Below are 15081 nucleotides of genomic sequence, written 5' to 3' on the forward strand. Positions count from 1 at the left end.
CCACTTTCGCCACAGCGTCCGCTTGGATCGGCCGGGGACTTTTTTAGTCTTTCCCGTGCATGCCGGCATTTCTTGATTGCAGTGTCTGACAGGGGGCTTAAAATCGGCCTATTATGAACTAAGTTAGTGTTTCAGATATTCGGTGGGAAAAGCACCCTCCCATGCTCCGCCGGATTGATCGAGGAATGAATGACAATGATCGCAAAGCCGATCCGGATGCAGAACAACGGCGAAAGGAACGGGGACAACGGAAATCGCGGAACCTCGGTCATCACGCGCACGAAGCCGAAGACCAAGAAGCCCAACCTCTATCGCGTGCTGCTTTTGAATGACGACTACACACCCATGGAATTCGTCATTCATATTCTGGAGCGTTTTTTTCAGAAGGATCGTGAAAGTGCCACCCGCATCATGCTCCATGTCCACAATCACGGCGTCGGCGAATGCGGAATATTCACATACGAGGTAGCGGAAACGAAGGTCAGCCAGGTGATGGACTTCGCCCGGCAGCACCAGCATCCGCTGCAATGCGTCATGGAAAAGAAGTGAGGATCTGAACGTGCCAACATTTTCGCCTAGTTTAGAGAAGGCGCTCCATCAGGCACTGACCTTTGCCAACGAGCGGCATCACGAATATGCGACGCTCGAGCATCTGCTGCTCGCCCTGATCGACGATGCCGATGCGGCCGCGGTCATGGGTGCCTGCAATGTCGATCTCGACGCGCTGCGCAAGACGCTCGTCGAATATGTCGATAATGAACTCTCCAACCTGATCACCGGATATGACGAGGATTCGAAGCCGACCTCCGGCTTCCAGCGCGTCATCCAACGCGCCGTCATCCATGTGCAGTCGTCCGGCCGCGAGGAAGTGACCGGCGCCAACGTGCTCGTCGCGATTTTCGCCGAGCGCGAAAGCCATGCCGCCTATTTCCTGCAGGAGCAGGAGATGACCCGTTACGACGCCGTCAACTACATCTCTCACGGCATTGGCAAGCGGCCGGGCGCTTCCGAGGCCCGCCCTCCGCGCGGCGCCGAAGAGGAAGCCGAGAGCAAGCCCACCGCGCGCGGCGGCGAGGAAGAGGGCGGCCCCAAGAAGCAGCAGGATGCGCTGAAAGCCTATTGCGTCAATCTCAACGAGAAGGCCAAGGGCGGCAAGATCGATCCGCTGATCGGCCGCCACGCCGAGGTGAGCCGCACCATCCAGATCCTGTGCCGCCGTTCGAAGAACAATCCGCTCTATGTCGGTGATCCGGGCGTCGGCAAGACGGCGATTGCCGAAGGCCTCGCCAAGCGCATCGTCGAAGGCAAGGTTCCCGAAGCGCTCGCCGACGCGACGATCTTCTCGCTCGACATGGGCACGCTGCTTGCCGGCACGCGCTACCGCGGCGATTTCGAGGAGCGCCTGAAGCAGGTCGTCAAGGAACTGGAAGAATATCCGGGTGCCGTGCTGTTCATCGACGAGATCCACACGGTGATTGGCGCCGGCGCTACCTCGGGCGGGGCGATGGACGCATCGAACCTTTTGAAGCCCGCGCTGTCATCCGGCGCGATCCGCTGCATCGGCTCGACTACCTACAAGGAATATCGCCAGTTCTTCGAGAAGGACCGGGCGCTGGTGCGTCGTTTCCAGAAGATCGACGTCAGCGAACCGTCGATCAACGATGCCATCGAGATCATGAAGGGCCTGAAGCCCTATTTCGAAGAGTATCATCACCTGCGTTATTCCAACGATGCGATCAAATCGGCCGTCGAACTCTCGGCCCGCTACATCTCAGACCGTAAGCTGCCGGACAAGGCGATCGACGTGATCGACGAAACCGGTGCGGCCCAGATGCTGCTGCCGCCGTCGAAGCGCCGTAAGCTGATCACCGAAAAGGAGATCGAGGCAACGATCGCCACGATGGCGCGCATTCCGCCGAAGACCGTCTCCAAGGACGACGAAGCGGTGCTTGCCAATCTCGAGCAGGAACTGCGCTCGGTCGTCTACGGCCAGGATATCGCCATCGAAGCTCTTTCGACCTCGATCAAGCTGGCGCGTGCCGGCCTGCGCGAGCCGAACAAGCCGATCGGCGCCTATGTCTTCTCCGGTCCGACCGGTGTGGGCAAGACCGAGGTGGCAAAGCAGCTGGCTTCGTCGCTCGGCGTCGAGCTCCTGCGCTTCGACATGTCGGAATATATGGAGCGGCACACGGTCTCCCGTCTGCTCGGCGCACCTCCCGGCTATGTCGGCTTCGATCAGGGCGGTCTTCTCACAGATGGCGTCGATCAGCATCCGCATTGCGTGGTCCTGCTCGACGAAATCGAGAAGGCCCATCCGGACATCTACAACATCCTGCTGCAGGTCATGGACCACGGCACGCTGACCGACCATAACGGCAAGAAGATCGACTTCCGCAACGTCATCCTGATCATGACGACGAATGCCGGCGCTTCCGAAATGGCCAAGGCCGCGATCGGCTTCGGTTCGTCCAAACGCACCGGCGAGGACGAGGAAGCGCTGACCCGCCTCTTCACGCCGGAGTTCCGCAACCGTCTCGACGCGATCATTCCCTTCGCGGCGCTGCCGACGGCCGTCATTCACAAGGTCGTGCAGAAGTTCATCATGCAGCTGGAGGCCCAGCTTTCCGAAAGGAACGTTACCTTCGACCTGCACGAGGATGCGATCGCCTGGCTGTCCGACAAAGGTTACGACGAGAAGATGGGCGCCCGCCCGCTTGCCCGCGTCATCCAGGACACCATCAAGAAGCCGCTTGCCAACGAGATCCTCTTCGGCAAGCTGAAGAAGGGCGGCGTCGTCAACGTCACCGTCGGTCCGAAGGAAGACGGCAAGCCCGGCATCGTGCTGGAAGCAATACCGGATACGGCGCCAATCAAGCCGAAGCCGGAAGCCGAGGTCGCCCATCCCGAAGCCGATGACGAGGACGACGGCGAACTGAAGACAAAGACGGCCCGCAAGACCCGCGCCAAGACGGTCCCGCAGGCCGAGCCTGAAGTTCGCGACGCCCCGAAAAAGGGAAGCACGGTTCCGAAGGTTCCGCGCAAGAAGTGAAATTTGTCATCTTGAGAGAAAAAGGCCGCGTCACCGCGGCCTTTTTGCTTTCTGTTCCTGTTATCGCAGGGATCGACTCTATGCCAAAGCTGCCCTGATCTTCTCGGCATTGGCGGCCAGTACCGCGCCATCTTCCATCTTGCCGGAATGCGGCTTCAGCGCCACGCCCTCATGGCGGGGGATGACGTGGAAATGCAGATGGAACACCGTCTGCCCGGCGGCCGATTCGTTGAACTGGGCGATAAATACGCCATCAGCATCGAAAACCTCTTTGAGCGCCTTGGCGACTTTCTGGACGACGGTAATGGCGTGGGCGAGGGTGGCGGAATCGGCATCGAGAATATTGCGGGAAGGCGCCTTCGGAACGACGAGCACATGGCCCGGCGCCTGCGGCATCACGTCCATGAAGGCGACCGTATGCTGGTCCTCATAGATACAGTGCGAGGGAATTTCGCCGCGCAGGATCTTGGCGAAGATATTGTTGTCGTCATAGGCGCTGGTCATCGCAAAATCTCCTCACGTTCCATTTGATCGGGTAGCGCGCTCGCCGGGGCCGCGTCAATCCTCCTGCTGACGCTCACCCTTGCGAAAGGGGCTGTGCTCACTCAGCAATTCACTCATCTGTTCGACATCGGCGCGCTCGCGCGCGAGATAATCGCCGATCGCGCGGCGCAGCCCGGCATGGGCGACATAATGGGCGGAATGCGTCGTCACCGGCAGGTAGCCGCGAGCGAGCTTATGTTCGCCCTGTGCGCCGGCCTCGACCCGTTTCAACCCCTTCGCCAGGGCGAAGTCGATCGCCTGATGATAGCAGACCTCGAAATGCAGGAAGGGATGATCCTCGATGCAGCCCCAATGACGGCCGTAGAGCGTACCGCCGCCGATGAAGTTGATCGCGCCGGCGACATAGCGCCCGTCGCGCTTGGCCATGACGAGCAGGATGTCGTCGGCCATGCGCTCGCCGATCAGCGAGTAGAATTTGCGGGTAAGATAGGGCCGGCCCCATTTGCGCCCGCCGGTATCCATGTAGAATTTGAAGAACTGATCCCAGATCCGTTCCGTCAGGTCCTTTCCGGTCAGCCAGTCGATGCTGATGCCGTTTTCGAGTGCTGCCCGGCGCTCCTTGCGCAAAGCCTTGCGTTTGCGCGAAGCGAGCGTTTCGAGGAATTCCTCGTGATTGGCATAGCCGTCATTGATGAAATGGAACTGTTGATCGGTGCGGTGGAGATAGCCTTCCATCTCGAAGACGCCGATCTCCTCGTCCGGCACGAAGGTGACATGGGCCGAGGAGACGCCGAGCCGCCGCACGACCTCCTTCAGGCTTTCGGCGATCGCGCTCTGGATCGGCAGCCGCTGCAGCCCCTCGGCGACGAGAAGTCGCGGACCCGTCGCCGGCGTGAATGGAATCGAGCACTGAAGTTTGGGATAGTAGCGCCCGCCGGCCCGCTCGAAGGCGTCGGCCCAGCCATGGTCGAAGACATATTCGCCCTGGCTGTGGTTCTTGAGGTAGCCGGGCAGGGCACCGATCAGCTCGCCGCGATCGGTCTCGAGCAGCAGGTGATGGCCGAGCCAGCCGGTCTCGGCGGTGGCCGAACCGGATTCTTCCAGCGACGACAAGAACGCGTGCGAGATGAAGGGATTGTAAGCAATCGCAGGAGCGCTCTTCGATGCCCCGGAAAGCCTGGACCAGCTCTCCGGGGATATCGCTGTGAAGGAGCGTTCTACGCGAATGGTGAGATCATCGGTCATGGGGCAAATGCGAAGCCTGTGGAGGGACGGTTCGGCTCTCCCTCAATCTGCGCATGATCTTGACGAAAAAGCGAGCGTCAAACCGCCACACGCGGGTCGAAGCCTTCGAAGGTCATCTGGTCTGCGTTGGCGAAGGTCCGCCGGCGCGCCTCTTCGTCGCGCACCGTCCAGGTGATGACGGGAATGCCCTTCTCGCGTTCGCCTGATATGAAGGCATTCGGCAGGTCGTCATAATAATAGGAGATGAAATCGAGACCGAGCTCCATCGCCTTGGCGTGCGTTGCGAACTCCTCCGGTGTGTTGCCGTTGGCGGTCAGCCCGAGTGGGTAAGGGGAGCCAAGCGCCTTCAGATCGCGCAGCAGCCAGTGATCGAAGCTCATCAGCGCCACCTTGCCTTCATATCCCTCAAGCACCTCGAGAACGGCCTCGGCAAACCCTTCGTCATCAGCCTCGCGGCCCTTCAGCTCCAGCACCAGCGGCACCTTGCCCTGCACGAGATCGAGAAGCTGGCGGAGCGTCGGCACCTTGTCGCTGGTGCCGCCGACGGCGATCAGTCCGAGCTCCCTGGAAGTGCGCTCCCTGATGTCGCCGGTGAGGCTGCACAGGCGCTGCAGGTCCTCGTCGTGAAAGATGATCGGCACGCCGTCGGAGGCGTAGTGCAGATCGCATTCGATCGCAAAGCCCGCTTCGACGGCGCGCGAAAAGGCCGAAAGCGTGTTTTCCCAGACGAGCTTATTGAGGTCGTGATAGCCGCGATGGGCGACCGGCACGTCCTTGATCCAGGCCGCATTCGTCATTCTGCGATTTCCATGATAGCATCGATCTCGACGGCGGCGTTCAGTGGCAGGGCGGCCATGCCGACGGCGGCGCGCGCATGTTTGCCGGCCTCGCCGAGCACGCCGGCAATCAGGTTCGACGCGCCGTTGATGACGAGATGCTGCTCGACAAAGTCGGGCGCCGAGGCGACGAAGCCGTTCAGCTTGATCACCCGACGGATGCGGCCGAGATTGCCGCCAAGTGCCGCCTTCGCCTGGGCGAGGATGTTGATGGCGCAGAGTTCGGCGCCGCGCTGGCCGCTTGCAACGTCGACGGTCTTGCCGAGATGGCCTGATATGGCGACCTTGCCGCCTTCGAGGGGCAGCTGGCCGGAAATGTAGAGAAGATTGCCGCTGATAACGTAGGGAACGTAATTTGCGGCCGGGGCTGCGGCTTCGGGCAGGGTTATCCCCATCTCAGTCAGGCGCGCTGCAATTTCATTGGACATTTTCGTCTCCGCTTTTGTTGTCAATGTTTCAAAAACTGCAATGCATTGATTTGCAGTGTTTTTGACTGTTCATTTCGTGTGTCTTAGGTCATTGAATTTCCAAGACTATTTTCCTATTGTGTTCGTAAGTGTTCACACCTATTCGCAAATGTGCAGGACGCAATTGCGGGGTAGAATGGGGGTACGATCCAGACACAATGCGAGGTATGATGCCACAGAGGTGGAGTCTTACCTCGGTCGAGGTGATCATAGGAGCCTTTTGATGGCAAGAGAATTACACAGGCTTTCGACACGAGGAATTGAATCCACAATCAAGAAGGGGACTGAAGGCTACGGTGCGCATAACGACGGTGGCGGGCTAACGCTTGTCATCGATAAGTTCGGCGCGCGCTGGCTTTTCAAGTTCACGTCCCCTGTCACTGGCAAGCGTCGCGAGATGGGGCTTGGCACGCTCGCTACCGTGTCCCTCGCTGACGCCCGCGAGAAAGCCTCTGAGGGTAGGGGATTGATCGCAAAGGGCCTCGATCCCTTGATTGAGCGCGACCGTACCGCCGCAGAAGCGCTTCGTGATTCCGTGACTTTCGAACAATGCGCCAACGACACGCGGGACATCCTTTCGAAGAAGTGGACGTTCGCCGGGGCCGTCGATCAATGGGACCGGATTGTCAAGGAACTGGGCGATCTGCGCTCAATGAGCGTCAAGGACATCCGCGGTGTCGATATCGCGAAGGTGTTGAGCGTCTTCGATGACCGGCCATCCTCGAAGAAGGTCGCTCTGTCTGTGATCCGCCGCACCATGGAAACGGCCGTCGCATCTGAACTGCGTGAAGACAACCCGGCAATGACGTCGCGTGTCAGCCGCCTAACCTCGCTCGACTACAAGCGTGGCCATCATCCCTCAATGCCTTACGCTGATGTCCCTGCCTTTGTCGGTTTCCTGCGTAGCAAGAAATCGCGATCGGCTCGCGCCCTCGAACTTCTGATCCTGACAGGCACTCGTAAAGACGAGGTCGCAGGTATGACGCTCGCTGAGCTCGATTTAGACAAATGCCTTTGGACGATCCCCGAGGACATCACAAAGCAACGCCGGGAGCACGTGGTTCCGCTGACGCACCGTGCCGTCGAGATACTGCGGCAGCAGCTCGAAACGATCAATCGGGCAGCGAAGGCGGCAAACGCGCGTTCTCGCGACCGTGCGGCAACCCCTGACTACGTTTGGGGGAACGGTCGACATGCACGGCTGTCGCACAACGCGTTTGTGCACCTCATTCCTGAGGGGGCGACGGTGCATGGGTTCAGATCGTCACTTCGTGAGTACCTGGGCGATGAAACCACCGTGTCGTGGAACACTGCCGAAGAAGTGATCGGCCACAAGGTCGGGAATGAAACCGCGAAAGCATATCGCCGTGTGTCGGGCATTACGAAACGGCGGGCGGCCCTGCAATATTGGGCCGATTTCATCGAAGGCAATTTAAATGAAACTGCCAACAAGGTTGACAAAACCTCTGCTGCACAAGGGATTGAGGAGCAAGCCGCATGACCAAGAAAGATCGCGCCCCACGTCGTGCCCCGGAAGGCGCGCTTTTATCGGCGACTGATGCAGCGGACCTGCTCGGCATCGGGCGAACTCGATTCTGGCAACTGCGAAAGGAATTCAATCTCCAGCGTGTCGAGTGGTCTCCCGAGACGCGGCCCCTGTATCGGCGCGATGATGTCTTGAAGCTGGTTGCTGTGCCACAGGGTGAGCAGGGGGCGCAGGCAGCTGAGCCAGTCATGCAGACAGCAACTCCGTCCGATCCTAAGAAGGTCCTTGCGATCGACGCCGGGTTCAAGGTCTCAAAGGGATTCGAGCATATCACGGTCGAGGAGTGGCACGAGGCGAACCGGGATGCGCTAAAGCGCAAACAGTCGGCGCACTTGCCCGACCTCGAGTAGTCGCCTCGGTCTTCGAACACAAAAAGCCCCGCCATCGAGCGGGGTTTTTCATGGTCTCATATTTGCGGCGTGACGAGCTTTTGTCTCGAGTCGGTGACATGGGCGGATTTGGGCGTAAATTGCGTCACTGAGGGGAGTCTACAAGAGAACCTTCTCCGCGATTGCTTCCTTTGCAGGAGAGGCGCTCCCGTCTATTTGCATGGCAAGCTCTAACGGAGTCTCGAGCACTAATAGCCGTCCCAGTGCGTTGTCAAAGACAATTCTGGAAGCTTGCGCAGTTCCAAGCTCCTCAACTTCAACAGCTACGCTATCGACACGGAATATCCGATCAGCGTTTATCCATGTCTTGCTTCCCTTCTCGAAAATTTCCGGCTGAATTTCGCGCAGTTGGGTAACGTTGATAAGCGTAGCCATCGGACATTATTCTCCTTGAGCCACCGGGTTGTGCCGCCAACTTGGCACGCCCCGGTTGTTAACGCAAACGCCCATTTTGGAGTGTTCACAGTGGCGCATTTTCGATTTGGGCTGTCCGGATCGACGATCTGTCGATTGCGTCGATTATGTCGAATGTGTCGTTACGCGTATCGACACACTTTTGAGGGGGCAGCGGCGTCATTTTTTGTGTCGCTTTTGTCGATATACGCGCGATCCATATAAAAGACCTCTGTCTTTTCTAATGAATAAAAGGAGACCCCCCCGTTTTCCATCGACATTTGTGACACACCGAACGCGTCAAACTCGGCCTTTGTATTTTATGCCGCTCGCCAAGCGATAGATCTCATCACGTCTTGCACGCTCTTCTTCGGTCTTTTTCACGAACCGGACATGGACCTCGGGATTTACGATGCCTTGCGGTGCCGATGTTGATCTAGGCCCCGGCTGCACCTCGGATAGCCAACCATCTGCTGATAGGCGGTCAAGGATCTTCGTGTAATCGCGGCGTTCGAGTTCGCGGCAGGGAGCCACATTCCTCTGCAAATCGCGAAGCGTAACGAGCTCGACCTTATGAGTGAGGATATAGCCGGCGATGCCGCGAATTGTCGCGTCGTGGCCCGAGCCGAGAATCTCAAGGTGAAACGCCATCGCATGGTTCAGCATGAAGTCGAACAGCAGCTTCTCAGCCCTACGGATCGTTGCGACTTCGATCACGTTCGGAATCCAGTGCTGCTGCATGTAGTCCATCCGTGGCAAAGAGGCATACTCGATCATATGAAGCCCCAGCGACAAACGGGCGAGAATGCCGTCATATTTCTTGAGATGCATATGCAGGCTCGGATAAATCTCGCTGAAGTGCTCGGTCAGTATTTTCGTGTTTTCCTGCCGCTCCCTAAAGACCTGCTGCGCCTCGGCACTAAAGAAGAGGGTTGCGCCATCTCGATGGGTGCCCCCGACAACATGCTGGCCCGTTAGCTCGGCGAGTCGATAAATCAGGGCGTCATACTTATCCAGCACATCTTGTATTGGCGCGTCGGTGCCCGTTTTCCGATCGCACAGCAGGACTGGCGTTATGCGCTGCATCATGCCGTCGTCAATGCCAGCCTCGCTGATCTTCTTGATTGGGTCGGGCTGGATGCAGCCGACAATGCTGACCGAGATATTATCAATGTGGAATTTACCGCGACCGATACGGCGCACGGTGTCACCGATGCCATCAAAGGATTTGAGCCACAGTGCACGGTTCGGGGAAACATCGCCTTTGCCTGAATTGGTGTATCGATCGATACCGGCGAAGAATTGTGTGACCTCTTCATCAAGGATGCCAACGCCATCGTTTTTGCACATCATTGCATCTTGTGCTGACTCTGTCGTCGTGTCGCCTAAGATGAGATCGGGGCAGGGTGGCAAGTCTTTATCGGTCAGCTTCTTTCCTTCCGCTGTGGCCTGTTTGCGCAACTCATCGCAACGGCGAGCCCAGGAATCTCGGATTGCCTTGTCCACGGCCTTGAGCGGTTTGCCTACAATGTTGATGAGGGGTGATTTGCCCGCGCCACTCGCGCCGACGCCAATCCCCCAAAGTCCGAAGCGCTCGCGCCACCGATCACTTGAGCGGACCGGCTGAATACGGATCTTGTCAGAGGTGACCATAGAGCAGGCTGCAAGAGCGAGAACGCACAGCGCCGCCTTGTCGAGGCCCGTTGAGTCGCCCACGTGCTGAACGAGTTCATCCAGGACGTGCGGGAGAACATGAGGCGGAACGCTTGCCGGGGTCGCGGGCGCCCAATAGTCGATTGCCGATGTATCGCTGTTGATCTGCTGAGCAGGGTTGCTGTTGGTCAGCGCCGCCGGAACTGCAGGAACTCTGGGAATTGACGGTACCGGGACGCGCTCCTGGTTGATCGCTTTTTGGTGTGCGAGCGTGGCGACCATAACGGAATCGAGGATAGCTTTGCGCTCAGGTGTGATGACTTCGCCAAAGGGCAGATGGCGGTCGTTGGAGGAGCGAGCCCCCAGCAACCAGTTCTCAAACATGTTCGCGCAACCCTTTCGGGCCAGCCAGGCTTCGCCCTCGCGGTCATACTTCTCGGCATTATATCCGTTCCGATACATAGGCGATTTGCGGATCATGCGGTCGATTTGGACGGGATCGCCCGTGATCTTGTCCAGGTCACCGATGATCTTTGAGAAGTGATCACCTCGGAGGCCATGCAGCGTCTCCGATGACCCAAGCCATGCGTATTGCGTCGGACGGTGAATTTCCAGCTTGCGGAAAACATCGCGGTCGGAAAGGTCGACGCGGCGCCCGAGTGCCACAGTGGGTTCGACCGTTGGTGAGCCTCTGGCAATCTCGGGCAAGCCCCAACTGTCAATGATCGCCTGCCCATCAGCAACGAATGTCGGTGATCCCCAACTGGCCGTGTTGCCTGTGATCGCGATGAACCGGTGAGAGTAGATTTCGAGGCTCAACTCGGGGATGACGCCGCCAGTTCGTCCATGCGGAAGGACGCCCCTATAAAAGACGTGCTGCCCCATCCCGCTGATCGATGTTTCCCGGTAGGTCGGAGCATCGCACATGAGCTTTTCTTCGATGTACGCCGCGCCCACGCGAGCGCGTTCCGAGTCGTCGCCCGGGTGATTGTCGTAGTCGAGGCAAACCAATCCTGTCCCGTTGAGCACCAACCCGATCCCGTAGCGCCCATGCGGATCAGATTGCATATCCGCGACAACAGCCGGAAAGGATCGCCATTTTGAGGGATCGCAATAGTCGAGGTTTCCACCGCCCAGGATGCAAGGGATTTTCGCTACCCTGCCGTCTTTGATCACCGGCTTCCACAATACCCACTGTGGCACATTGCGCAGCTCGGCAGGTATATTTTCCTCTTGAGTTATAGTTCCAGGAGTCGGAAGAATAGATTCGAGAATAGACAAAATAATACTCCTTGCGTTCGCAGTTGATCTGTGCGATATACAAGGTGTTCCAAAACTACCTTTGCAATACCGCAGTTGATATGCCCCCGGACGAAAGTTCGGGGGTTTTCATTTGCGATCATTGCGGGTTGGATCAACCGCGAGGCTGCAGGAGCTTCGATTCCTCAGCCGCGTCATATGCCCATAGAGGGCGACACGCGGCCAAGTGCTGGCGATATTACGCTGCGTCCTTCGTGACGGCAATAAGCGTTATCCCAAAATGCTTACAGAGAACGTCCGCGACCTCGGGGCGCGGGTTAACGCGTCGTCCCGTCATGATGTTGTGTAGCGTTCCTGGAAGGAACCCGAGCTCGCGTGCGAGAGCCGTAACGCTTGGATGCTCGCGAAGCTTGGTGCGAACTGTTTCAGAGATTTCAGCAAGTGTAACCTGTTTCGTGCTCATGTTTCGTGCCTTTAATGGTTGAATTTTGTTGCGATTTTCGAATGAATAACGAAATAATGTTCGGATCGTCAAATAGAAATTCGTTTCCATCTAATAATATCGTCAAAGTATTTCCGGACGTAGCGGAATTATACGCAAGTGGAAACAAAATATATTTAGATGGAAATGTTTTTATCGTTGTCGATAACGATAAAATCACTATCGTTCATTTCAATCAACCGATGGAGTGACCGATGCTAAATGCCGATGAACTTGAGCACGCGGGTGCAGCGGTGTCCCTCGACCTCATGATGCTGCTCGATGGCGTTAAGCGCAGAATCAAGGCCGTGCCTGCCGCCGAGTATGGAGACCTTGCCGAGGAGTGCGGCGTGTCCGTGCCGACGCTTTACGCGATCATTGCCGACCGCCGCCTGCCGTCGCTCCCCACATTTCAGAAGCTTTGCAATTACTTCGCGATCACAGTCGACGTGGCGACGCACAAGCAGGTCATGCCCCCTGTGGTCAAACCGAACTCGTGAGGAGCGCCCAAATGTTTCTTGGCATCAAGATGACGCTCGCCGCGGCGCTGACGCTCAAGGCCCACGGCTTGCCACAGGGGAGGGCGGTTTGCGTCCCGACCGACCTCTGGAACGAATATGTGCTCGGGGAAACGCCGGTCGAGCGATCTTGCTATGTCATGCAGCTCCTGGCCGATCTTCGCGACTACGTTTCGAAGGGAACGGATGAATGGGCATTCGGGGAAATAACCGAAGTCGTCATGAAGTGGGGCCTTGTCGAAAGCCTTCGCTCATGCGGGCGAAAGGTGCAGGACGCCGAAACCATCATCTCATGGCTCAATAAGCGTATCCGCGAGCAGGAACCCCCTGAGGTCGCAGTGAGCACAGACGGCTCGCGTATGCGCATCCTCCTCGGCGACAACGTTTTTCCCGGCATTCGATTGCAGCACCACGAAACGACCGGCCAGAAGTTCAACGATCGCTACCATGCCGAGAAGGAGTACGCAGACGGAGTCGGCGCTCCTCCGGATACACCTGCATGGGGATCTGACGCACATTACGCGCTCATGCGGGAATGGGAAACCGGAAGCCGCGAGATCGTGTGGAAACAATGAAATCGGGAAGAAAGGCGATGTGGAGTCTCGGGTCTCTGGCAGACCACCACACCTATGCCCGATCCGGCAGGGTCGTAGTTGAGGCCTCGCTCCCCTGTCGGTTTTTTCTCAATCGGAACAAAAGGTGAACATGGAATGGCAAAGATTCTTTTAGGCTACGCGTACACCACGAGCGTTACCAAGGACGGCACGGCTCTTCAGAAGGCGGAGGCTTTCAAGATCGATCAGAACTTGCCGATCCTGCTCGACCACCCCGACATGCGCAACGCGCCTCGTGAGAACAAGGGCGTTATCCTTTCGGCAGCTTACGATGCAATCGGGTGCAAGGTGGCGGTTCTCGTCTTCGATGACGACATTGCTGTTGCTTGCAAAGGCCTCAGCATCGCAGCCCCAGCCAGAGCTTACGCGACAAGTAGAATTGGCATGACGCCAATCGAGCTCAGCCTATGCAACGACCTCGACCCGGAAAACGGCGACTGCAAAATTCTCGCCTGCCGCGATGCGACAGACTTAGAAATCACCTTCGCGAAAATGGGCGACAGCGTTCGCATGATGGCTGCGCTCGCAGCGATCGCCGAACAGATCAAGGAAGTTCTGGCGCGATGACCTACTACGCGCCGAAATCTCAAGAAAATGAAAGGACAATGCAATGATCAACAAACTACGCGCAACCAGGCGAGACGGAGCAAATGCAATCGTCACCGCACTCGGCAGGGAGAACATTGCCAACCTCGCGGAGAAACTTGGATATACCCGCAAATCTCAGATTGCGCGCCTTGCAACGATTGCGAACGGAGGTGCTGCGCCGGCGACCGAAGAGCTTGTCCAATTATGCGCCGTCATCAGTGCGGGCACGCTTCGCTATGATGAGAATGCCGATGCCGTCGTGACCGACGCTGAAAATGCTCTCCGCTCGGCCCTCATTGGGCATAACCTTCCGCTGGTTGAAAAGGCATCGCGCATTCCGGTGTTCAAACTGGAGAGCTTTCGTGGCGGTCAGAGTTCACTATCGGAGGAACAGCTTGACGAGCTTGTCCTTCACCTTTTCCCCGGTCTGAAGATCGATCACGAAGCGAACACCTTAGTTCCGCGCGGACACATCCAGAATCCCGAGTCTGACTTCGAGATTAATCGCAACCCGCATCTGCGTATTCTGAATCCAGAGACACCGCCACGCCTCGATCTGTCGTTGAAGTCCAACGCTGTTGCTGTGCCGATTGGCGTCTTCCCCCCTGTGGCAGAGGCCTCAGAGGGAGTGGACGGCAGGTTCGCCATCCTCACCCAAGAAAAACACGGGGATTGGCGTAAGCGGTAAGCGCCCGGTGAGGGCCGTCTTGCGAGGTTGAGACGAACATCGGAAGTCCTAGTGCAAACACTAGGAGTAGTCCTATGACGAAGCATCCGATTGAAGTGATCACGTCTGTCGAGCGCCGACGGCGCTGGTCTCGGGAAGACAAAGAGCGGCTTGTTGCGGCCTGCTTTGAGCCAGATGCGGTGCTTTCCGAGATTGCCCGTGCGGCCGGTATCCATGTCAGCCAGCTTTTCCGTTGGCGCAAGGAGCTTTGCCAAATCGAGGAGCCGAAGACGGAAACGGCGAGCACGTTGGTGCCGGTGATCCTATCCGAGGCCGCGCCTCCAGCCACGCCCATTCCCTCGGGGCCGCCTGCCCCATCGCAGTCCCGCCGGAAGCGTAGCGATGTGACGATTGAGCTGGGTCGGGGCCGTCGTATTCGCGTGGACAGCGACATCGATACCGAGGCGCTGGGCCGTATTCTCGATGTCGTGCTGGAACGGAGATGATCCCGGTTCCGAGTGGTGTGAAGGTCTGGCTGGCGACAGGCCATACGGACATGCGCAAAGGCTTCCCCGGCCTATCGCTGATGGTGCAGGAGACGCTGAAGCGCGATCCGATGTGCGGACACCTGTTCGTGTTCCGCGGTCGCGGTGGTGGCCTGATCAAGGTCATCTGGCATGACGGCCAGGGAGCCTGCCTGTTTACGAAGAAGCTTGAACGCGGACGCTTCGTCTGGCCGTCGGCGGCAGATGGATCGGTGGTGATCACACCGGCGCAGCTCGGTTATCTGCTGGAAGGTATAGACTGGCGGATGCCGCAAAAAACCTGGCGACCGACGTCGGCAGGATGAGCAAAAGCACTGGAATGGCTG

At 58.0% G+C, this 15081-nt stretch carries 17 protein-coding genes; 10 read left to right on the top strand and 7 right to left on the bottom strand.

The features are described from left to right. Nucleotides 1-195: 195 nt before the first annotated feature. Both clpS and clpA read left to right on the top strand, forming a co-directional pair. Nucleotides 196-549 carry an ATP-dependent Clp protease adapter ClpS gene (gene clpS / locus AMC88_RS09825; RefSeq protein WP_012483661.1) on the top strand — a complete coding sequence of 118 codons (354 nt, stop codon included), beginning with the start codon at nt 196-198 and terminating at the stop codon, nt 547-549. A 10-nt stretch (nt 550-559) separates the two neighbouring features. After that, nucleotides 560-3049, top strand: coding sequence for an ATP-dependent Clp protease ATP-binding subunit ClpA (gene clpA, locus AMC88_RS09830; protein WP_012483662.1), 2490 nt, complete (start codon nt 560-562; stop codon nt 3047-3049). 78 nt (nt 3050-3127) lie between these two features. Here clpA and AMC88_RS09835 read toward each other — a convergent pair whose 3' ends face one another. The 4 genes from AMC88_RS09835 to AMC88_RS09850 form a co-directional block, all read right to left on the bottom strand. Beyond that, a complete protein-coding gene (locus tag AMC88_RS09835; RefSeq protein WP_012483663.1) occupies nt 3128-3553 on the bottom strand; it encodes an HIT family protein in 426 nt (141 codons plus the stop codon). A gap of 54 nt (nt 3554-3607) precedes the next feature. Continuing rightward, on the bottom strand, nt 3608-4798 hold the full coding sequence (locus AMC88_RS09840; RefSeq protein WP_012483664.1) for a GNAT family N-acetyltransferase: 1191 nt from the start codon (nt 4796-4798) through the stop codon (nt 3608-3610). Nucleotides 4799-4875: 77 nt separating this feature from the next. Beyond that, nucleotides 4876-5595 (bottom strand): glycerophosphodiester phosphodiesterase, encoded by a 720-nt coding sequence (locus tag AMC88_RS09845; RefSeq protein ID WP_016732944.1) that lies wholly within the window; start codon nt 5593-5595, stop codon nt 4876-4878. Further along, complete coding sequence (locus tag AMC88_RS09850) at nt 5592-6062, bottom strand: RidA family protein (RefSeq protein ID WP_004678601.1); 471 nt, start codon at nt 6060-6062, stop codon at nt 5592-5594. Before AMC88_RS09850 ends, AMC88_RS09845 begins: the two co-directional genes overlap by 4 nt. A gap of 262 nt (nt 6063-6324) precedes the next feature. Between AMC88_RS09850 and AMC88_RS09855 the strand changes: the two genes are divergently transcribed. Then, entirely contained in the window at nt 6325-7602 is a 1278-nt protein-coding gene (locus AMC88_RS09855; protein ID WP_064829934.1) for a tyrosine-type recombinase/integrase, read from the top strand. Then, nucleotides 7599-7997, top strand: a complete 399-nt coding sequence (locus AMC88_RS09860) for a hypothetical protein (protein ID WP_064829935.1) — start codon at nt 7599-7601, stop codon at nt 7995-7997. The genes AMC88_RS09855 and AMC88_RS09860 overlap by 4 nt, the downstream gene beginning before the upstream one ends. Nucleotides 7998-8135: 138 nt before the next feature. Here AMC88_RS09860 and AMC88_RS09865 read toward each other — a convergent pair whose 3' ends face one another. The 3 genes from AMC88_RS09865 to AMC88_RS34665 form a co-directional block, all read right to left on the bottom strand. Continuing rightward, entirely contained in the window at nt 8136-8411 is a 276-nt protein-coding gene (locus AMC88_RS09865; RefSeq protein ID WP_064829936.1) for a hypothetical protein, read from the bottom strand. Nucleotides 8412-8729: 318 nt separating this feature from the next. Next, nucleotides 8730-11363 carry a DUF3987 domain-containing protein gene (locus AMC88_RS09870; RefSeq protein ID WP_150128083.1) on the bottom strand — a complete coding sequence of 878 codons (2634 nt, stop codon included), beginning with the start codon at nt 11361-11363 and terminating at the stop codon, nt 8730-8732. A 217-nt stretch (nt 11364-11580) separates the two neighbouring features. Continuing rightward, entirely contained in the window at nt 11581-11895 is a 315-nt protein-coding gene (locus AMC88_RS34665) for a helix-turn-helix domain-containing protein (protein ID WP_167860745.1), read from the bottom strand. Between the two features lie 143 nt (nt 11896-12038). Here AMC88_RS34665 and AMC88_RS09880 point away from each other — a divergent pair, with 143 nt between their 5' ends. The 6 genes from AMC88_RS09880 (at nt 12039) to tnpB (ending at nt 15060) form a co-directional block, all read left to right on the top strand. After that, nucleotides 12039-12323, top strand: coding sequence for a helix-turn-helix transcriptional regulator (locus AMC88_RS09880; RefSeq protein ID WP_064829939.1), 285 nt, complete (start codon nt 12039-12041; stop codon nt 12321-12323). A gap of 11 nt (nt 12324-12334) precedes the next feature. Continuing rightward, nucleotides 12335-12916: a hypothetical protein gene (locus AMC88_RS09885; RefSeq protein WP_064829940.1), complete on the top strand. Its 582-nt coding sequence runs from the start codon at nt 12335-12337 to the stop codon at nt 12914-12916. Between the two features lie 135 nt (nt 12917-13051). After that, the gene (locus AMC88_RS09890; protein WP_064829941.1) at nt 13052-13522 is read left to right on the top strand and encodes a hypothetical protein; all 471 of its coding nucleotides are present in this window, start codon (nt 13052-13054) and stop codon (nt 13520-13522) included. Between the two features lie 43 nt (nt 13523-13565). Further along, nucleotides 13566-14231 carry a hypothetical protein gene (locus AMC88_RS09895; RefSeq protein WP_064829942.1) on the top strand — a complete coding sequence of 222 codons (666 nt, stop codon included), beginning with the start codon at nt 13566-13568 and terminating at the stop codon, nt 14229-14231. A 74-nt stretch (nt 14232-14305) separates the two neighbouring features. Continuing rightward, complete coding sequence (tnpA, locus tag AMC88_RS09900; RefSeq protein ID WP_029875829.1) at nt 14306-14716, top strand: IS66-like element accessory protein TnpA; 411 nt, start codon at nt 14306-14308, stop codon at nt 14714-14716. Continuing rightward, entirely contained in the window at nt 14713-15060 is a 348-nt protein-coding gene (tnpB, locus tag AMC88_RS09905; RefSeq protein ID WP_008536947.1) for an IS66 family insertion sequence element accessory protein TnpB, read from the top strand. Before tnpA ends, tnpB begins: the two co-directional genes overlap by 4 nt. Nucleotides 15061-15081: the final 21 nt, after the last annotated feature.

The sequence above is a fragment of the Rhizobium phaseoli genome (assembly GCF_001664385.1).
GTDB classification, from domain to species: Bacteria; Pseudomonadota; Alphaproteobacteria; order Rhizobiales; family Rhizobiaceae; genus Rhizobium; species Rhizobium phaseoli.